Consider the following 19,478-nt stretch of genomic DNA (forward strand, 5'->3'; position numbering starts at 1 on the left):
TTTGCAAGGGTGAGCAAGGATTTGGGCGAACGCCGGAGACATCGCAATGTCCAGATCTTTCCGCCATGGCGGCCTTGCCATGCTCAGTGCAGCCAATGGCCCGTTACTCGCTGTGGGTGCAGCCGGCGCCGCCGAGGTTCACGTCTGCAACGGCATGCCGGTAAATCGAGAAGGCGAGAGGCCGGATTAGCCATCGGCCCCAGCTTTTCAGCGACGGTCAGGCAGTCGTTTTTTTGTTTCACATCGGCATCGTTAAAAAATTAACAACGTTAACAATAGGTTAAGTCACGAGATTCGCGTTTCACGGCGGAACATAACGCCGAGTTGCCCGTTACTGGCATGAGTTTCGAGCAGGGACAGCTGCCGGAGCGGATCCCTCTTTCGAAGTATGTGCGTAACAAAGGGACGTATCATGGCCACCAATGTTGTGCGGCGCTGGCAACGAGATGATCTCATGAAGCAGAGAATATTGATCGTCGAAGATGAATTCCTGATCGCCCTGGATCTCGGGGCGACAGTGGAGAACATGGGCATGCAGGTCGCGGGCCTCGCGCATGATCGCGAGCAAGCCCTGAGGCTGGCGCCGCTTGCCGACATCGCCTTCGTCGATATCAATCTCGCCGACGGGCCGACCGGGCCCGACATCGGCCGGCAACTGGCGGAGGAGCACGGCATCGCGGTCGTCTTCATGACCGGCAATCCCGAGATGGTTGCCGATGGCGTCAAGGGTGCGGTCGGCGTGGTTCAGAAGCCGGTCATGCCTTCGGTCGTCGAACAGCTGGTCAAATATCTGGCCGCGCGCCGCATCGGCATGTTTGCCGTGGTGCCCAAACAGATGACGGTCTTTGCCTGATTGGCCGGTTCAGCCGGAAACGGTCGCAAGTTGCGGCTGAGGGCTGGCCTTTTCCGGCCCCGGTCTGCCATAGGCCTTGAGAAAGGTACGGACGGCGTTGCGCGCCGCCTTTTCCAACTCGCCGTCGGTCGGCATCCCGCCGAACAGCACGGTCATCTGCAGGTCGGCATTGCCGAGTGCCACGAACTGGCGGGCAGCGACGTCGAAATCGTCGATGACGAGCGCCCCTTTGTGAGCAAGCCGCGCGAAAAGCGCCGACAGCGCCGTGGTCAGCTTCCCCGGCCCGTGCTGGCGCCAGCTTTCGAAGAGATGCGGATATCGTTCGCCCTCCATCTGCACCAGCTTGCGCAGGAATTTTCCGTCGTGATTGCAGATGCAGTTCCTGTTGAGGCGCACGACGAAGGCCGTCAGGTCGTCCTCCAGATTGTCGGCATTGTCGGGAAAGGTCGACAGCATGGAGAAGAGCATGGCGTTGGCGCGGTTCATCACGTCCTCGACGACAGCGACGAACAGCGTCTCTTTCTCGCGGTAGTGATTGTAGATCGTCTGGCGCGACACGCAGGCTGCTGCGGCGATCTCATCAATGCTGGCGCCGGCAAAACCCTGGTTGCAGAATACCTCTGCGGCGGCCTCGAGAATTGACAGGCGCTTGGCGCATTGTCCGCGCTGCGTATGCCCCGTCATCCTGGCTGCGGGTGTCATGCGATCTTTCATGGCACGAAGATAAGCCGTCTTGACGTTTTAGACAATGGCGTCTAATTTTACATCAGTGTCCAAATTTATAGACACTCTTAGTTCCGCCGCTGGAGATATGAGCTCCCAACTTCGTCTTCGCGCGAACGATCATCATTGAACCCTTAAGAGCAAGGCGGCGGAGCGACGATCCGGCGCTTTCGCTGCGCTTTTATGAAAGATCATCCTTATGACGGCTTCATTCTTTCGCATCGCTCTCATTCTCGGCCTTCTCTCGGCCATCGGCCCCTTCGCCATCGACATGTATCTGCCTGCGCTGCCGTCCATCGGCCAGGATCTGCACGCCGATAACAGCGTCACGCAGCTGACCCTTCTTGCCTTCTTCATTTCCTTTGCGCTCGCCCAGCTCCTCTATGGCCCGTTGTCGGATATGTGGGGCCGCAAGCTGCCGCTCTATATCGGGATCGGCCTCTTCGCGGTCGCTTCGGTCGGCTGTGCGCTGGCGACCGATATCGAAACGCTGATCGCTTTCCGTTTCGTCCAGGGTATCGGCGGGGCAGCCGGCATGGTCATTCCGCGCGCCATCGTCCGTGATATGCACACCGGCGTCCAGGCCGCGCGCCTGATGTCGCTCTTGATGCTGGTCTTCTCGATCTCGCCGATCCTGGCACCGCTGACGGGCAGCGCCGTCATCGAGTTTTACGGCTGGCGCGGCGTGTTCTGGGCCGTGACGATCGCCGCCTTGGTCGGTCTCGTCCTCTTGTCCACACAGCTCGAGGAAACGCGGCCCGCCAGTGAGCGCAGCGGCAGCGGTCTTGGAAGCGCCATGTCCGCCTATCGGCGGCTGCTTGGCGACCGCAATTTCCTGACGCTGACCTTCATCGGCGGCCTCGGCATTTCGAGCTTTCTCGTCTATCTCGCCAACTCGCCCTTCGTGCTGATCCAGCATTACGGCCTGACGCCGACCCAGTACAGTTTCGCCTTCTCGATCAACGCCGTGTCTTTCTTCGCGGTGTCGCAGGCGACGGGCTGGCTCGGCGAGCGTTTCGGCCTGGTGCGCGTCATGCGGATTGCCGTCAGCGCCTTTGCGCTGGCCATGGTCGCCATGGCGGTGATGATGGCCGCAGGCTTCAACCAGCTGCCGGTCATGGCAAGCTTCCTCTTCCTCGGCTATGGCTTCCTCGGCCTCGTCATCCCGACGAGCGCGGTGCTGGCGCTGGAGGATCACGGCGAGATCGCCGGCACGGCCTCGTCGCTGATGGGCACGCTGCACTTCGTCATCGCCGCCGTCGCCATGGTGATATCGAGCCTGTTCTTCGACGGCACGGCCGTCCCGATGGCCGCCGGCATCGCGCTTTGCGCCTTCTGCGCTTTCGTGCTGACGCAGGCAACGATCGGCCGCCGCGCCGCCGTCGCTGCCGCCGAATGATCGTGATCGGCCGCACCCGATTGTCGGTTGCGGCCCCCGCTGTCCGGATCATGCCAGAGCAGGCAGCGCCGAGCCGGGTCTGAAGGCGTCAGCGCGTCAGGGTGAAAGCGTCGCTTTCGCCGGGAATGAGTTCCAGCGGCCAGATCCTGTTGCGGGCGCCCTGCGGATAGTGCTCGGCATAGGCCGGCATGGTGGCGAGCAGGGTTTCGCCGAGCTGCACGCCGAGATCGCGCAGCGACATGCGGAAGGACGTCAGCGTCGGCTGCAGGAAATGCGTGCGCGGCTCTTCGCGGAAACCCAGGACGGCAAGGTCGCGCCCCGGTACGATACCGGCTTCTGCGAGTCGCCGGTAAAGTCCGATCGCCATCAATTCGTGGATCAGGATGATCGCGGTCGGCCGGTCTTCGATCATCAGCAGTTCGTGGCCGGCCTGATAGCCGCCCTGTTCGCTCGATTTGACGCGGATGACGAGGGCCGGATCGAAGGGAATATCGTGCCGTTTCAGCGCTTCGCGATAGCTGTCGAGGAAAATATAGCCGAGGTTGATGTCGGAGGAGGGGGCGGCCACCGCGATCCGCCGATGGCCTTTTGCGACCAGCCGGTCGACACCGCGCGCCGCCACCCCTTCGAAGTCGAGATCCATCCAGGTATAGCTGCCGCCGGATGCGCTGCGGCCGAGCGCCACGAAGGGGATGCGGGCCTTTTCCAGAAGTTCGATGCGCCGGTCGGTGCGCCGGGTCGCCGAAATGATCATCGCATCGACCAGCCGGCGCGCCACCATGCGCTTCAGATATTCGTGCGGATCCTCGTCATCGGGGCAGGGCAGCATGACCAGATCGAGCTTGTGGCGGGAAAAGACGCTTTGCAGCCCGTCGGTAACGCCAAGGAAGAAGTCGTCGCTGTTTTCGACCGTCTCGCGGCTCACCTCGAGCATCAGGCCGATGACGTTCGTCATGCCCTGGCGAAGGCTGCGGCCCGACTGGTTGGCGACATAGCCGAGTTCTTCGGCGGCGGCGAGCACGCGCCGGCGCGTTTCGTCGTTGACGTCGGGCTTGCCGTTCAGCGCGCGGGATACGGTCCCGATCGAAATGTCGAGGTGCTCGGCGAGCTGACGGATTCCCTTCATCTGCAGCGATCTTCCTCCTTGCCGCGCGGCGCGTCTTTTCAGGCGCGCCAAAGACGCCGTAACACTTCGATCTCAGCGTCACGCTCTTCTTGCCACAGGATTGCGCCTGCGAAAAGCGGGGGAGGGGTTAGGGCTTGAAGCTCCGGCGGATGACGAGTTCCGGAATGACGCGTTCGTAACCGGGCGGCGAGTCCGGGTTCTCAAGCCGCCGCTCCATCAGCTCGACGGCGCGCTGCGCCATGGTCAGGGGGTCCTGGCGGAAGGTGGTCAGCTGGTAGCTCAGCCAGGAGGATTCCGGAACGTCGTCGAAGCCGATGACGGCAAGATCCTCCGGAACGCGCAGCCCCGCTTCCAGGCGCGCGACATCCATCAGTCCGAAGGCGATCAGGTCATTGGCGCAGAAGATGGCGTCGGGCTTCGTTCTTTCCGAAAACAGCGCGCGACCGGCGGTGACGCCGCCCTCATAATCGGAATCTGCGCCGCGGGCGACGGTGACGGATGCGCCGAGCGACTCGGCCGTCGAAAGGAAGGCGCTCTCGCGCTCGACGATAGCAGGCGTTTTCGAATGGGAGCCGATGACCGCAAGCCGTCGCCTGCCGCTTTCGTAAAAGGCCGTCGCCGCCTTGCGCGAGGCCTCGGAGTTGCCGGCGCGCACATGATCGGCGTCCGGCTCCGAACGGCCGATGACGACGAGCGGCTGGCCATTTCGCTGGGCGAGTTCGAGGAAACTCGCCGGCGGCGAACCGGACAGGATGATGATCGCCTCGGCGCGATGGCCGATCAGCATTTTTTGGGCGGCGAGCAACTCGTCTTCCGTTTGCCCGGTGTTGATGAGGATTGGGATGCTGCCGCGCCGGATCAGGGATTTGGCAAGAGCTGCTGCCAGATGCGCGCGAAACCCGACTTCCGGCCGTGTCGCGACGATACCGACGAGGCGGCTCTGATTGGCAAGCACGCCGCGAGCCAGGTCGTTGACGTGGTAGCCGAGTTCGTCAGCTGCCCGCAGCACCTTCTCCCGCGTTGCCGGAGCGACGCTTGCGCCCGGCGTGAAGGTGCGCGAGACGGCGGAGCGGGACACGCCCGCCAATTGCGCGACCTGCTCGGCGCTGACGAAGCGCATGCGCTCTTTCTTCGGCGTCTTGGAGCCGTTCACCGGACCATCATTCATGGCCCTCCAGCTATTGATCGACTCTGACAGCCGGATGACAGATGGCGAGGCAGGCGGAAATTTTTGCTGAGAAAAACCGAGGCTGCGGGACTTTTGGCAGATCGGCGGCTCGCCCCTCATCCGCCTGCCGGCACCTTCTCCCCGCTCGCGGGGCGAAGGGGGCAAGTTGCGAGCTCTTCGGTTCCACAGACCTCTCGCAGGGCACGTCCCCTCGCCCCGTCTTTACGGGGAGAGGGTGAGGGTGAGGGGCAAATCACAGGTAAAGCGGCGATAAGATCAACGCCGCTTCAAAAAACTTCAGTCTATTCGCAGACGCGGACGGTTTCGGTGTGATAGCCGCCGTCATAGCGATTGCGGACATCGCGGTCCTCATACCAGCATCTCGGTGCGGGTTCGACATAGCGAGGGCCATCGACATAGCGCGGGCCGCCATTGGCGATCGCGCCTCCGATCAGACCGCCGACGACACCTGCGGCAACGCCGCCGGCGATAATGCGGCCGGTGTCATCATGGTGATGACGGTCACGCGCGGCAGCGGGCTGAATAGCCGATCCAACAAGGGCCATTGCGATCAACAGGCTGCTCATAATTCTCTTCATAACATTTTCTCCTCAGTGGCAATCGCCTCCCGATAGGAGAGAAATGCGGCAGCAAGTCGTTTGTTCGTTCAAACTTTGCAACACGCGTTAACGCATGCCATCTACATCTAGGTCGCCGATTCCGTCGTCGTCTCTTCCAGAACCTCCTCGGGAATATCGTCGAAAGACGCGTAATTGAGGTTATAGAGCCTGGAATAAAGCTTGCCGTTCTTCATCAACTGGCGGTGGTTGCCGCTTTCGATGATTTCGCCGTTCTGCAGCACGATTATGCGGTCGGCCTCGCGGATCGTCGCCAGGCGGTGGGCGATGACGAGACCGGTGCGGTTTTCGAGCAGCTTCACCAGAGCCTTCTGGATCAGCATCTCCGTATAGCTGTCGATATTGGCCGTCGCCTCGTCGAGCACGAGGATCTTCGCATCCGCCACCAGCGCCCGGGCGAAGGAGAGGAGCTGGCGCTGCCCGAGCGAAAGATTGCCGCCCCGCTCGCCGAGCATGCTGTCGTAGCCTTCCGGCATGCGCATGATGAAGTCATGCGCGCCGACGGCCTTGGCGGCTTCGATCACCTGCTCGCGCGTCGCTTCCGTCTTGTGGTAGCGGATGTTCTCGAAGACGGTGCCGGTGAAGAGGAAAGGTTCCTGCAGCACCATGGCGATCTGCGCCCCGAGCGAATCCTGCGTCAGCGCACGCACGTCATGCCCGCCGACCAGCACCTGCCCCCGCTGCACTTCGTAGAAGCGGTGGATCAGCGACATGCAGCTCGATTTGCCCGATCCGGTCGGGCCGACGAGGGCGACCGTCTCGCCCGGATTGACCTTGAAACTGACATGCTTCAGCACGGGATGTTTGGGATTGTAACCGAAAACCACATCGCGGAACTCCACCGAGCCGTCCATGTCGGCCGACAGCACCTTGGCGTCGGGCGCGTCCTGGATCTCGATCGGCACGTCGAGCACGTCGGTCAAACGCTGGCCCGAGGCCATGGCGCGCTGCATGACGGAATATTGCAGCGTCAGCGAGCGAATCGGGTCGAAGAAGCGCTGGATATAGAAGAGGAAGGCGACGAGCACGCCGACATCGAGCGCCTGGTTCAGGACGCGCGCTCCGCCGACGACGATGACGAGGGCCATGGCGATGCCGGTCAGCGAATCGACGATCGGCACCATGATCTGGGCATAACGCGCCGCCGTCAGATGCGTCTTGAGATTGGCATGCGCCTTATCGTCATAGAGTTGAAAGTTGACCTCCTGCCTATCCATGCTCTGGACGGCGCGCACGCCATGGATCGCCTCGGCGAGTGCACCGTTCGCCACCGAGTTCGTCTCATGCGCGGCCATGAAGGACTTGCGCGCCAGCGGCAGCCAGAACAGACGCACGACGAAGAGCACCGGCAGTGCGGACAGCGTCAGCAGCCCGAGCTTGAAGTCGAGATAGAGCATCACGAAGACGATGCCGAAGAGCAGGAAAATGTCGCCGACGGAAAGCACACAGGTTTCGAGAAACTCCTGCATCGAATTGACGTCGCCCTGCAGGCGCGACATCAGCCGGCCGACCTCCGTCTTGTCCATGAAAGAGAGCGAAACGCGCTGGAGATGCGAAAACATCGCCCTGCGGATATCGAAGAGCACGTTTTCGGCGACGCCGCCGACCAGCATTTCCTGCCAGTAGCTGGCGCCGTAGTTGATGAGGATGGCAATCAGGAAGGCGACGATCGCCCAGGTCAGCGCCGAATGGCTGCCGCCGGGCTGCATGCCGTGGTCGATGGCATAGCGGATGATCAGCGGGATCATCAGCTGCATGGCGGTGAAAACAAGCACCGAAACGACCGACAGCACGACATCGCGCCGGTAGGGGTGCACGAAGGCCCAGATGCGCTTGACGATGTTGGAATCGAAGACCTTGCCGAAGATTTCCTCTTCGATGCGATGCGAGCCAACCACCGCCCTCGGCGGCCGCCTGCCATCCTCGCGAACGTCGGAGCGTTCGGTTTCCAGTTCCTCGGCCATCAATTTCCTCCAGCGCCGGCTTCTTACGCGCTCAAAGCGTCGTCGCCCGGTCGCACCTGCAAATCGTAAAGCGCCTTGTACCGCCCGCCGAGCGACAGAAGCTCGTCATGCGTGCCCTGTTCGACGATGCGGCCGTCCTCGATGAAGAAGATCCTGTCGGCATGCATCAGCGAGCTCAGGCGATGGGCGACGATGATCGTCACGCGGTCGGCGGCGTAGCGGCGCATGGCGCTGCGGATGCGCTGTTCGGTGGCTGCGTCGATCGCCGCCGTCGAATCGTCGAACACCATCACGGCGGGTTTGAGCATCAGCGCGCGGGCGATCGAAAGCCTCTGGCGCTGGCCGCCGGAAAGCGAGACGCCGCGTTCGCCGACGACCGTGCCGTAGCCGGTGGGAAGGCCGAGCACATAATTGTGGAGCTGCGCGCTTTCGCTGGCGCGTTCGATGCGGCTTTCCTTGGCCCAGGGGTCGCCATAGGCGATGTTGTTTTCAATCGTCGTGGTGAAGAGGAAGGAATCCTGCTGCACGACGGCGACGGAGCGGCGCAGCGACTGCAGCGTTGCCTTGCGGATATTCTGCCCGTCGATGGTGATCTTGCCTGCGGTGGCGTCGTAGAAGCGCGGGATGAGATGCGCGAGCGTCGACTTGCCGCTGCCGGGCGGGCCGACGATGCCGATCGTTTCGCCGCGCTTCGCCTCGAAGCTGACATCGTGCAGCACCTCACGCGTCGGCGCGCTCGGATAGGCGAAACTGACATTCTCGAAGCGTAGCGTGCCGTCCGTTACATCAAGTTCCTTGGCATCCGGCGCATCGCGCACGGCGATCTCCAGATCCAGAAGATCGAAGAGGCGCGTACCGCAGGTCGAGGCGCGGGCAAAGGCGTTGACCATCAGGCCGAGCTGGCGCACCGGCATCTGCAGGATGGTCATGAAGGTCAGGAAGGAAGCAAGTGTGCCGACGGTAATCTCGCCGGCGAGCACCTTGCCGCCGCCGACCCACAGCACCAGACCCATGGCCGCAAAGAAGGAGAAGGTCATGGCGCTGGTATTGGTGACGCGGATTCCGACGCGCTGATGGGCAAGCTCCAGCGCATTCTTCGACGCTTTCTCGAATTTCGAGAGCTCGTGCTCCTGCGCCGCAAAGGCGCGCACGACGCGGATGCCGCCGAGATTTTCTTCCATGATGCGGGTCAGCACCGAAAGCCGCTGCTGCAGGTCGAGCCAGGTGGCGCGCAGCCGAAGCTGGGTGACCGACGAGCGCCAGCCGACGAAGGGGACGAAGGAGAGGGCCAGCAGGCCGAGCACCACGTCGGTCGACAGCAGCATGTAAGCCCCGATGCCGATCAGCATCGAAAGCAGGAAGACACGCACGAGCGCCGTCGAGAAGTACATGCGCACGCCTTCCAGATCGAGCAGGCCGATGGTGATCAGGTCGCCGGAGTGCACGGTGTCATGAAAACTGAAGGAGAGGCGCTGGATCTTTTCGTAGCAGGCCAGACGCAGCTCGTAGCCCATGTGATGGCCGACGGATTCACTGAAATAGTTCTGCACCATGGTGAAAATGCCGCGCAGCACGCTGGCGCCGAGCAGAAGCAGCGCCGTCGTCAGCAGCGCATCCTGCGCCTGCTGCCCGACCGTGCCGCCGTGAAGCGCCACCTGCGTATGATCGACGGCCTGGCCGAGAAGGCGCGGGATCAGAAGCTGGAAGGTGGAGGCGATCAGGGTGGCGCCGATGGCAAGGCCGGCTTGCCAAGGGTGACGGAAGGCCATCACGGTGATGCGCACCAATGTATAGAGGCCTCGGCCCCAGCCTGCCGCAGTTGCAAGCGCCATCGAAGCCGAAGGCTTCGCCGCGCGTAAGAACGCATCGCTGCTCACGGTATTTTTCCAATAGATGTGTGTTCGGACGCTGGCCCGAAAAGACGGCAAATCCATGAAGGGATTGATAGCACCGTCACTTTTGCCGATTCCAATTGGGGGTTCAAGTAAAGAATTCACCATCTGGTTATTTTTACGTGAGGCCTCCTCGCATGCCGGCGGGAACAATCGCTACGCGGGCGGGTTGCAGCAGGCAGACCCTGTCAGGCAGCCGTTACCGGGAGAAACTCATGCCGCTGAAAGCCCTCGCTCTCAATTCCACACTGAAGGCCGGCGACGCCAAGGAGGCCTCGTCGACCGAGCGGATGATCGGCCTCATCGACAAGGCGATGTCGAAGCACGGCGTCGTGACCGAAGTGATCCGGCTTGCCGATTTCAACATCAAGCCGGGGGTCACCTCGGACGAAGGCGAGGGTGACGACTGGCCTCAAATTCGCGCGAAGCTGCTGGACGCCGATATCCTGCTGATGGCAACGCCGATCTGGCTCGGCCAGCCCTCCAGCGTCTGCAAGCGGACGCAGGAGCGCATGGACGCCTTCCTCGACGAGACCGACGATCAGGGCCGCATGGTCTCCTACGGCAGGGTCGCCGCCGTCGCCGTCGTCGGCAACGAGGATGGCGCCCACCATGTGTCTGCCGAGCTCTACCAGGCGCTGAACGATGTCGGCTTCACCATCCCGGCGAACGCCGTCGCCTATTGGGTCGGCGAGGCGATGGGGTCCACCAATTTCGTCGATCTCGACAAGGTGCCGGAGGTCGTGACGAAAGCCGTGGACATGCTGGCGCGCAACACGGCGCATCTGGCGGGCCTTCTGAAGGCGAAGCAGTATCCCGGCGAAGCTGGCTGACGGCACTAAATATTCCGCTATTCCAATAGCTTACGAGACGACGCCACAAACCCCCTTGCCACGTTCGGCTTTTAGGGCTTTGATACACGACTAGTTTGATAGACTATGAACGGGCGAAATCGCTCCTTTTATTTCCTTTGCGGGCCGCTGAGCGGACCCCGATCCTGCGGCAGATGTTTGCGAATGGCCGCATGAACCTCATCAACGCGTGACCGGTATCTATGCGTTGAAACCTCGATCGACACACGGTGCGGATGAAACCGCAAAGGAGTTGCGATGACGGTTCAGGGACTTTTTTCCGCGAGAGCCAATGCGGCGGCGCAGATATCCGCCGTGCCGCGCATTGCCATCGTCGGGCGCGGCTTTTCCGGAATGATGATGGCGATTGCGCTGATGAAGGCGGTGCGCACGCCCTTCCACCTGCAGCTGTTCGACCCGAATTCGTCGGTCAGCGGCGGCCAGGCCCTGTCTTCGGCCCGTTCCTCCACGATCCTCAACACCCGCGTGCGCGATCTTTCGGTCTCGCTCGGCGACAACGACGATTTCAACGACTGGCTCTGTAGCAACGCCGCCTTCCGTGCCGCCGTGCCGGCCGCCATTCCCGGCTTCCGGCAGATCTTCGTGCCGAAGGAGATCTTCAGCGACTATGTCTACCAGCGATTTTCGGAGGCGCTTGCGGCCCGCAGGGATATTACCGTCCAGGTCTGCAACGATCCCGTCGTGGCGATCCGCAGGAGCCACGGCAACCGCTTCCTGCTCGAAAGCGCCAATCCCGCCAATCCGCTGTTCGATACCGTGATCCTCGCGACCGGCTACGGTATGAGCGATCAGGATGCCGGCGAACAGGAGCCTTCGCCGATCCGCGCCCAGCGCCTCGTCGCGCGGCCGCACACCGTGCTGCTCGGCAGCGGCATCCGCGTCGTCGACCAGCTGCTGCAGCTGCGCGATTCCGGCTATGCCGGCCAGGTGACGATCATTTCCCGGCGTGGCTTCCTGCCGCAGAGCCATACGCCGAATTCCGCCGATCCGGTCTTTCCGGCCGAAGCGCTGCCCGAGGGCTTGCCCGACATCGTGCGCTTCATCCGCCAGGCTTGCCGCGAGGCGGAGGAAGAGGGCCGGAGCTGGCAATCGGTGATGAATGGCTTGAGGAAACATGCCCGCTCGCTCTGGCGCTCATTGCCGGCACGCGAGAAGCACCAATTCAACCGGCATCTGCGGGCAATCTACGACAGCCATCGCAACCGGCTGCCGGAAGCTATGCACCTGCGGCTGGAACGCGAACTTGCCGAAGGCCGCACGCTGCTGCGACGCGGCCGGGCTGGCCGCCGGGGGCTGAGCGGCCTGTTCTTCACGCCGGCCGGCTCTTCCGTCGAAGAGATCATTCATGCCGAGCGCATCATCGATTGCCGCTGCCGGGCGCCCGATCTTTCCGCGCCGCTGATGCAGAGCCTGCTTTCCGCCGGCCTCGCCGTGCCGGATGAGCTCTCCCTCGGGCTTGCGGTCAATGCGCATGGCGAGCCCTTCCTCGAGGATGGTTCGACGGTCGCCGGTCTCTTTGCCGTCGGCCCGCTCGGCCTTGGCAGCCTGCCCGATATCGATCTCGTGCCCGAAATCGTCTCGCAGGCCTATGCCGCCGCAGAGCGTGTGGGCGAGCGGTTTTACCCTCAGGTCAAGGCCGTCTGAAAAAGTCCGATTTTTCCGGAACCATCCGCCTGCAGCCGCGTTATGTGCGCTGGTAACGCAGAGGGGCAGATGGAAGTGCTGGAGCGACATGACACGTCTCTTACCGAAGAGGGACGTTTTCGCCTTTTGGTCGATGCCATCACCGACTACGCCATCTATATGCTCAGCCCCGAAGGCATCATAACCAGCTGGAATACCGGAGCGCAGCGCTTCAAAGGCTACAAGCCTTCCGAAATACTGGGTGATCATTTTTCCCGTTTCTATCCGAAAGAAGACCGCGCCGCAGGCGTTCCGGAGCGGGCTCTCGCGACGGCGGCGGAGACCGGCCGGTTCGAAGGGGAGGGCTGGCGCGAGCGCAAGGATGGCAGCCGCTTCTGGGCTCATGTGATCATCGACCCGATCCGCCACCCCTCCGGCGAGCTCATCGGCTTTGCCAAGATCACCCGCGACCTGACCGAACGCAGGGCGGCCGAAAACGCCATTCGCCAGAGCGAGGAACAGTTCCGCCGCCTGATCCAGGGCGTTTCGGATTACGCGATCTACATGCTCGACCCAAAGGGCAATGTCAGCAGCTGGAATTTCGGCGCCGAGCGCATCAAGGGTTATCGGCCGGAAGAAATCATCGGCCGGCACTTCTCGACCTTCTATACCGAGGAGGACAAGGCAGCCGGTGTGCCGGAAACTGCGCTGAGCGTCGCGCGTGCCGAAGGCCGGTTCGAAAGGGAAGGCTGGCGCGTCCGCAAGGATGGAACCCGCTTCTGGGCCAGCGTCGTGATCGACGTTATCAGGGACGATGACGGCCATGTGGTCGGTTTTGCGAAGATCACCCGCGACATCACCGAAAAAATGGAAACCCAGAAGGCGTTGGAGCAGGCTCGCGAAGAGCTGTTCCAGTCGCAGAAAATGGAGGCGATCGGTCAACTGACCGGCGGCATAGCCCATGATTTCAACAATCTGCTGATGGCTATATCAGGCAGTCTCGAAATCCTGAGGAAACGCATGCCGCAGGATCTTGCGCTGACCTCGCTGGTCGACAACGCCATGCAGGGCGCTCAGCGCGGAGCGGCCTTGACGCAGCGCATGCTTGCCTTTTCCCGCCGGCAGGAACTGCATGTGGAGCTGATCGACGTTTCCGGCCTGGTCCGTGGCATGATGGATATGCTGAGCCGTTCGCTCGGCCCCCTCACCATGATCGAGACCTCTTTCCCCGTCAGGCTGCCGACGATCCAGACAGATCCGAACCAGCTGGAGATGGCGATCCTGAACCTCGTCGTCAACGCTCGCGACGCCATGCCGGCGGGCGGCAGGATCGTACTGCGCGCTTCCGAGGAAGCGGTGGCGTCGGGCAAGAGGCCTCTGTCGCCCGGCCGCTATATCAGGATCGCCGTGATCGACGAAGGCGAGGGCATGGATGCCAAGACGCTGGAACAGGCGGTGACACCCTTCTTCACCACCAAGGGCGTCGGCAAGGGCACCGGCCTCGGCCTTTCCATGGTGCAGGGCCTCGCGACCCAGTCCGGCGGCTGCCTCTTCCTGAAGAGCACGCCCGGCGAAGGCACGACGGCGGAATTATGGTTTCCGGTCGTGGCGGCCGAGCAGGCGATGGACGTCAACGCCGAACTGCAGCAGCGTCAGCAAGACGTGACCGACCGGCTGCGCGTTCTCGCCGTCGATGACGACGGTCTGGTGCTGATGAATACGACGCTTATGCTGGAAGATCTCGGCCATACCGTCCTCGAAGCAATGGCGGGGGCGGAGGCGCTCGACATCCTGCGCAAGGAGCAGGTCGATCTGGTGATCTGCGACCACGCCATGCCGCGCATGACGGGTGCCCAGCTTGCCCTGGCGATCCGAGAGGAGTGGCCGGAAATGCCGATCATCCTTGCGACCGGTTACGCCGAGCTTCCGGAAGGCGCCGGCATGATAAACCTGCCGCGCCTCGGCAAGCCTTTCTCGCAGGCTCAACTCGCCGAGGCGATCAATCGGGTCGCTTCTTAAGGAACGTGAATGAGGTGAGCGACTGCCGGCGCTCGATTGTCGGAAGCGTTCGAACGCTCGGGAACGCTGGAGAGCCTCTGCGCTATGCGCGAAGCTTCCCGTCGCCGTCATCCCGAATGACCTTGCGGCCGGCTTCCTCTATCGTGGCAGAAGGTGCGCCGCTGAGAAGGCGCTTTTCGGTCTCCTGCAGGTCGAGGATCGCCTGTTCGATCCTCGCGGCCGGAGCTTCCAGGGAGACCAGGCGCCACCGATGATGCTGCCAGAAGGTGACGAGCAGGCGCCGGCTCGGGACTTCTACCGTCTCATGGAGGAACCATGCTCCTCCCACTGCAACGAAAAGCGCTGCCGCGATGAGCGCCGGTTCGGGCATCAGGGTTTCAAAAGCCCGGTGGACGAGGAACATGATCGGGACGTGGAAAAGATAGAGGGAGAAGCTGATCGCCCCCAGAAACCTGACGGGTGCGGCCGCCAGGATATGGGATGCGATAGGAGCTTGCCGCGCGACCAGCGCCACAATGACGGCTGCGGCGAGCGCGCTCTGCAGGCCCCAGAATTCGGGGGAAAAATTCGCCAGGACATGTCTGTAGGTGAAGAACACCGCCAGAAGGACGAGAGTGAAAATTCCCGTCAGGGCGGATGGCGTCCATCTGTCCCAATAGGAATGCATCTTCCCGGCAAGCGCGCCGAAAAGAAAGTAAGGGAGCTTGGAAACGAGCAGGATTCCAGGCCCCGGCAATCCAAGCAGACCATCCACGACGACAGCCACCGCGAAGCCTGCGATCAGGCCGCCATAGCGGTCGGGGCGAGCCAGGCAGAGCCATAGGACCGGGAAGAGCAGATAGAATTGAATTTCGGGCGGAATCGACCAGAAAACGCCGCTCGAGCCCAGAAGAAAGACATGGCGCATAAAGTCCATGCCGCCGGTGATCGGCTGGACGAAATTCAGACCCTGTATGGCGGACAGCATCGCCACGAGCAGGACGGCAGCCAGATAGACCGGATAGATGCGGGCAAAGCGGCTCACAAGGAAATCCAGGACGCTTTCCCGGGTCACCGGGCGTGAACCGTAGAGATGGGCCATCAGAAAGCCGCTGAGGGCAAAGAACAACCCAACAGCCTCACTGCCCATCGTCATCAAATGCTGGGCTGTGCTCGGAAAGACAAGGCCGATATGGGCTTGAACGACCAGAAGCGCGGCGACACCGCGCAGGCCATCAAGACTGGGGATGTAATCCGGCCGGCTCATGTGCAGCTTTTGTATATTCTGGTCAGGCAAGCAGTAGCGGACATCGCTTTACAAGAGATTAATCCGCGGGGTCCAAGCCATCGCGGCGCGACGGCCGCCACAGCTTGCCTTATTCGCGCCGGCCTCTTCCGATCTCGCCGCGAAGGATGAACACCAGCAATGCCAGCACCATCGCCGCCAGCCCATACCAGGTGACCGCATAGACGAGGTGGTTATTCGGAAAATGGATGACCGTGAGGCCGCCGACGGGCAGGCCGCCCGGATTGGGTGTGGCGTCCGCGTCGATGAAATAGGGTGCGACCGCGTTGACGCCGCGTTTCTGCGCGATTGCCGCGACATCGCGCGAATACCAGCGGTCGGCGGCGATATCGTTGGCTTGCAGCAGCGACCCCTTCGGCTCGGTCATCCTGATAAGCCCGGTGATCTCGACCTGGCCCGGCAATTCGCCTTCGCGGCGCGAGGCCGTATCGCGCCTGTCGGTCGGCACGAAACCGCGATTGATGAGAATGGTTGCTCCGTCGGCAAGCATCAGCGGCGTCATCACCCAGTAGCCCGGGCCGAGCGCGGTCGAGGCATAGACCAGCGTTTCCTTGTCGTTCGCCAGCGTCCCGGTTGCCGTCACCCGCCGGTATTCGTCGCCGGCGGCATTGATTTTGCCCCAGTCGGCGGCCGGCGGGGCGGGCACGGGCACGGGCACCGCATGCACCCGCTCGTCGACGCGGGCGATGAGGTCGCGCTTCCAGGTGAGCCGCTGCACCTGCCAGGTGCCGAGGGCTGCGAGCGCCGCGGCCAGCAGCGCCAGGCAAAGGCAGAAGATCGCGACTTTCGCCGGCGAACGCTGTCTTTCCGATTTTTCCTGGAGAGCCTTGCTCATGTGCAGAACCGCCAAGGGCGGCGTTGCCGCCGCCCTTTTGCTACGATCACGGCATGTTTTTCATCATCTCGGGGCTCATCGGCATCATGTTCGTGTTGAGATGATGCATGACCCAGAGGGAGCCCGACAGCGCGATGGCAACGATGATGATGGTGAAGATCAGCGCCATCATCGTCCAGCCGCCCTCGCTCCTCGGGTTCATATGCAGGAAGAAGACCATGTGGACGACGATCTGGATGGCGCCGAGGCCCATGACCAGCACCGCCGTCACCGCCGGGCTTTCGAACACGCCCGACATGACGAGCCAGAAGGGAATGGCGGTCAGGATGACGGAGAGCACGAAGCCCGTCATATAGCTGCGGAAGGTGCCGTGGCCGGCCTGATGGCCGTGGCTGTGGCCGTGATGGGCCTCGTGGGCATCCTCATGCGCGGGTGCTTGCGAACTCATCCGAGAACTCCCAAGAGATAGACGAAGGAAAAGACGCCGATCCAGACGACGTCGAGGAAGTGCCAGAACATCGAAAGGCACATCAGGCGGCGGCGGTTGGCTTCGATCAGCCCGTGCATCGACACCTGCACCATGAGCGTGACCAGCCAGATGATGCCGAAGGTGACGTGCAGCCCGTGCGTTCCGACCAGCGTGAAGAAGGAGGAGAGGAAGGCGCTGCGCGTCGGTCCGGCGCCTTCATGGATCAGGTGGATGAACTCATAGAGTTCGAGCCCGATGAAGGCGGCGCCGAACAGGCCGGTCACGGCGAGCCAGAACAGCGTTTCCGCCTTGGCGTTCCGCTCCATCTGCAGCATGGCGAAGCCATAGGTGATGGAGGAGAAAAGCAGCATCGACGTGTTCAGCGCCACGATCGGCAGATCGAAGAGATCGGCGGGCGACGGCCCGGCGGCATAATTGCGCCCGAGCACGCCGTGCGTCGCAAACAGCACCGCGAAGATCAGGCAGTCGCTCATCAGGTAGAGCCAGAAGCCGAGATTGGTGCTGTTCTCCGGATGATGATCTTCCGTCAGGTAGAATTCAGGCTTTTCGGCCGTGTCGACAGTATGATCGCTCATGGTCTTACACCTGCTCGGCAAGCAGCGTCGTGCGCTTGCCTTCCGTTTCGGTGACTTCGTCGGCGGGGATGTAGAAGTCGCGCTTGTAGTTGAAGGTATGGCCGATCGCCACGACGATCAGGGCGACGAAGGAGACGACGACCAGCCACCACATGTACCAGATCAGGCCGAAGGCGAGTGCGACGCTGATGGCCGACAGGATCGCACCGGTGCCGGTATTCTTCGGCATGTGGATCGGCTTGAAGCCACCGAGCGGACGCTCGTAGCCGCGCCTCTTCATGTCGTACCAGCTGTCGTGATCGTGCACGACGGGCGTGAAGGCGAAGTTGTAATCCGGCGGGGGCGAAGAGGTCGACCATTCCAGCGTGCGGCCGTCCCAGGGGTCGCCGCTGTCATCACGCAATTCCTCGCGCTTCATGAAGCTGACGACGAGCTGGATCAGGAACGCGGCAAGGCCGAGCGCGATCAGGGCGACGCCGAAGGCGGCGATGATGAACCAGATCTGCAGCGACGGATCTTCGAACTGGCTCATGCGGCGGGTGACGCCCATCAGGCCGAGCACATAGAGCGGCATGAAGGCGAACCAGAAGCCGATCTGCCAGAACCAGAAGCTCATCTTGCCCCAGAACGGATCGAGCTTGAAGCCGAAGGCCTTGGGGAACCAGTAGTTCACGCCGGCGAACATGCCGAAGAGCACGCCGCCGATGATGACGTTGTGGAAGTGGGCGATGAGGAACAGCGAATTGTGCAGCACGAAATCGGCGGGAGGAACGGCCAGCATGACGCCGGTCATGCCGCCGATGACGAAGGTCACCATGAAGCCGACCGTCCACAGCATCGGCACCTCGTAGCGGATGCGGCCGCGATACATGGTGAAGAGCCAGTTGAATATCTTCGCTCCCGTCGGGATGGAGATAATCATCGTGGTGATGCCGAAGAACGAGTTGACGGAAGCGCCCGAGCCCATCGTGAAGAAGTGGTGCAGCCAGACGATGTAGGACAGGATCATGATCACGCAGGTGGCGTAGACCATGGAGGCGTAGCCGAAGAGGCGCTTGCCGGAGAAGGTGGCGACGACTTCCGAGAAGATGCCGAAGGCCGGCAGGACGAGGATGTAGACCTCCGGATGGCCCCAGATCCAGATGAGATTGATGTACATCATCGGATTGCCGCCGAGGTCGTTGGTAAAGAAGTTCGTCCCGGCATAGCGGTCGAGCGACAACAGCACGAGCGTTGCCGTCAGGATCGGGAAGGAGGCGACGATCAGTACGTTGGTGCAGAGCGCGGTCCAGGTGAAGACCGGCATCTTCATGAAGGTCATGCCCGGCGCGCGCATCTTGACGATGGTGGCGATCAGGTTGATGCCCGAAAGCGTCGTGCCGACGCCGGCCACCTGCAGACCCCAGATATAATAGTCGACGCCGACCCCGGGACTATAGGCGGCCCCCGACAGCGGCGGGTAGGCGAGCCAGCCGGTCTGGGCGAATTCGCCGATGAACAGCGACAGCATGATGATGATCGCGCCGGCCGTCGTCATCCAGAAGGAGAAGTTGTTCAGGAAGGGGAAGGAGACGTCGCGCGCGCCGATCTGCAGCGGTACCACGAAGTTCATCAGGCCGGTGACGAACGGCATCGCCACGAAGAAGATCATGATGACGCCGTGGGCCGTGAAGACCTGGTCGTAGTGGTGCGGCGGCAGGTAACCCTCCGACCCGTTGAAGGCGATCGCCTGCTGGATGCGCATCAGGATCGCGTCGGAAAAGCCGCGCAACAGCATGATGACCGCCAGGATCACATACATGATGCCGATCTTCTTGTGATCGACGCTGCAGATCCAGTCGCGCCAGAGCGGACCCCAGAATTTGAAATAGGTGATGGCGCCGAGCACGGCGAGACCGCCGATAACGACGCCGATGAAGGTCACGACCAGGATCGGCTCGTGATAGGGGATGGCATCGAGGGTCAACCGGCCGAAGATGAACTTCAGGAGGTCAGGATTGGAAAACATGGAACAAC

At 62.3% G+C, this 19,478-nt stretch carries 17 protein-coding genes; 6 read left to right on the top strand and 11 right to left on the bottom strand.

Translation table 11 applies throughout. The annotated features are described in order from the left end of the window. Positions 1–46: 46 nt before the first annotated feature. Both CO670_RS32840 and CO670_RS01245 read left to right on the top strand, forming a co-directional pair. Entirely contained in the window at positions 47–190 is a 144-nt protein-coding gene (locus CO670_RS32840) for a hypothetical protein (RefSeq protein WP_176538849.1), read from the top strand. A 222-nt stretch (positions 191–412) separates the two neighbouring features. Next, positions 413–853 carry a response regulator gene (locus CO670_RS01245; protein ID WP_097588603.1) on the top strand — a complete coding sequence of 147 codons (441 nt, stop codon included), beginning with the start codon at positions 413–415 and terminating at the stop codon, positions 851–853. 9 nt (positions 854–862) lie between these two features. On the opposite strand, the gene CO670_RS01250 is transcribed toward CO670_RS01245, so the two are convergent. Beyond that, positions 863–1,567, bottom strand: coding sequence for a TetR/AcrR family transcriptional regulator (locus CO670_RS01250; RefSeq protein WP_097588604.1), 705 nt, complete (start codon positions 1,565–1,567; stop codon positions 863–865). Between the two features lie 208 nt (positions 1,568–1,775). Here CO670_RS01250 and CO670_RS01255 point away from each other — a divergent pair, with 208 nt between their 5' ends. Then, positions 1,776–2,975, top strand: coding sequence for a multidrug effflux MFS transporter (locus CO670_RS01255; protein ID WP_097588605.1), 1,200 nt, complete (start codon positions 1,776–1,778; stop codon positions 2,973–2,975). Positions 2,976–3,063: 88 nt separating this feature from the next. On the opposite strand, the gene CO670_RS01260 is transcribed toward CO670_RS01255, so the two are convergent. The 5 genes from CO670_RS01260 to CO670_RS01280 all read right to left on the bottom strand — a co-directional run bounded on the left by CO670_RS01260 (position 3,064) and on the right by CO670_RS01280 (position 9,748). Then, the gene (locus tag CO670_RS01260) at positions 3,064–4,101 is read right to left on the bottom strand and encodes a LacI family DNA-binding transcriptional regulator (RefSeq protein ID WP_088689816.1); all 1,038 of its coding nucleotides are present in this window, start codon (positions 4,099–4,101) and stop codon (positions 3,064–3,066) included. 127 nt (positions 4,102–4,228) lie between these two features. Then, a complete protein-coding gene (locus CO670_RS01265) occupies positions 4,229–5,269 on the bottom strand; it encodes a LacI family DNA-binding transcriptional regulator (protein ID WP_097588734.1) in 1,041 nt (346 codons plus the stop codon). A 302-nt stretch (positions 5,270–5,571) separates the two neighbouring features. Then, positions 5,572–5,868: a hypothetical protein gene (locus CO670_RS01270; RefSeq protein WP_097588606.1), complete on the bottom strand. Its 297-nt coding sequence runs from the start codon at positions 5,866–5,868 to the stop codon at positions 5,572–5,574. A gap of 107 nt (positions 5,869–5,975) precedes the next feature. Beyond that, on the bottom strand, positions 5,976–7,871 hold the full coding sequence (locus tag CO670_RS01275) for an ABC transporter ATP-binding protein (protein ID WP_097588607.1): 1,896 nt from the start codon (positions 7,869–7,871) through the stop codon (positions 5,976–5,978). Between the two features lie 23 nt (positions 7,872–7,894). Next, a complete protein-coding gene (locus tag CO670_RS01280; RefSeq protein ID WP_176538850.1) occupies positions 7,895–9,748 on the bottom strand; it encodes an ABC transporter ATP-binding protein in 1,854 nt (617 codons plus the stop codon). Between the two features lie 230 nt (positions 9,749–9,978). Between CO670_RS01280 and CO670_RS01285 the strand changes: the two genes are divergently transcribed. The 3 genes from CO670_RS01285 to CO670_RS01295 all read left to right on the top strand — a co-directional run bounded on the left by CO670_RS01285 (position 9,979) and on the right by CO670_RS01295 (position 14,277). Then, the gene (locus tag CO670_RS01285; protein ID WP_097588608.1) at positions 9,979–10,596 is read left to right on the top strand and encodes an NAD(P)H-dependent oxidoreductase; all 618 of its coding nucleotides are present in this window, start codon (positions 9,979–9,981) and stop codon (positions 10,594–10,596) included. Positions 10,597–10,872: 276 nt separating this feature from the next. Continuing rightward, the gene (locus tag CO670_RS01290; RefSeq protein WP_097588609.1) at positions 10,873–12,279 is read left to right on the top strand and encodes an FAD/NAD(P)-binding protein; all 1,407 of its coding nucleotides are present in this window, start codon (positions 10,873–10,875) and stop codon (positions 12,277–12,279) included. A gap of 69 nt (positions 12,280–12,348) precedes the next feature. Continuing rightward, the gene (locus CO670_RS01295) at positions 12,349–14,277 is read left to right on the top strand and encodes a PAS domain-containing sensor histidine kinase (protein ID WP_097588610.1); all 1,929 of its coding nucleotides are present in this window, start codon (positions 12,349–12,351) and stop codon (positions 14,275–14,277) included. An 82-nt stretch (positions 14,278–14,359) separates the two neighbouring features. On the opposite strand, the gene CO670_RS01300 is transcribed toward CO670_RS01295, so the two are convergent. The 5 genes from CO670_RS01300 to cyoB form a co-directional block, all read right to left on the bottom strand. Further along, entirely contained in the window at positions 14,360–15,523 is a 1,164-nt protein-coding gene (locus CO670_RS01300; protein WP_097588611.1) for an acyltransferase, read from the bottom strand. A gap of 109 nt (positions 15,524–15,632) precedes the next feature. Next, positions 15,633–16,397: an SURF1 family protein gene (locus CO670_RS01305; RefSeq protein WP_097588612.1), complete on the bottom strand. Its 765-nt coding sequence runs from the start codon at positions 16,395–16,397 to the stop codon at positions 15,633–15,635. Positions 16,398–16,443: 46 nt separating this feature from the next. Beyond that, complete coding sequence (cyoD, locus tag CO670_RS01310) at positions 16,444–16,845, bottom strand: cytochrome o ubiquinol oxidase subunit IV (protein ID WP_097588613.1); 402 nt, start codon at positions 16,843–16,845, stop codon at positions 16,444–16,446. Beyond that, complete coding sequence (gene cyoC / locus CO670_RS01315) at positions 16,842–17,462, bottom strand: cytochrome o ubiquinol oxidase subunit III (RefSeq protein ID WP_088689807.1); 621 nt, start codon at positions 17,460–17,462, stop codon at positions 16,842–16,844. Before cyoC ends, cyoD begins: the two co-directional genes overlap by 4 nt. A 4-nt stretch (positions 17,463–17,466) precedes the next feature. Continuing rightward, on the bottom strand, positions 17,467–19,470 hold the full coding sequence (cyoB, locus tag CO670_RS01320) for a cytochrome o ubiquinol oxidase subunit I (RefSeq protein WP_097588614.1): 2,004 nt from the start codon (positions 19,468–19,470) through the stop codon (positions 17,467–17,469). Positions 19,471–19,478 lie beyond the last annotated feature (8 nt).

Source organism: Rhizobium sp. J15 (assembly GCF_002531825.1).
In the GTDB taxonomy this organism is placed as follows: Bacteria; Pseudomonadota; Alphaproteobacteria; order Rhizobiales; family Rhizobiaceae; genus Rhizobium.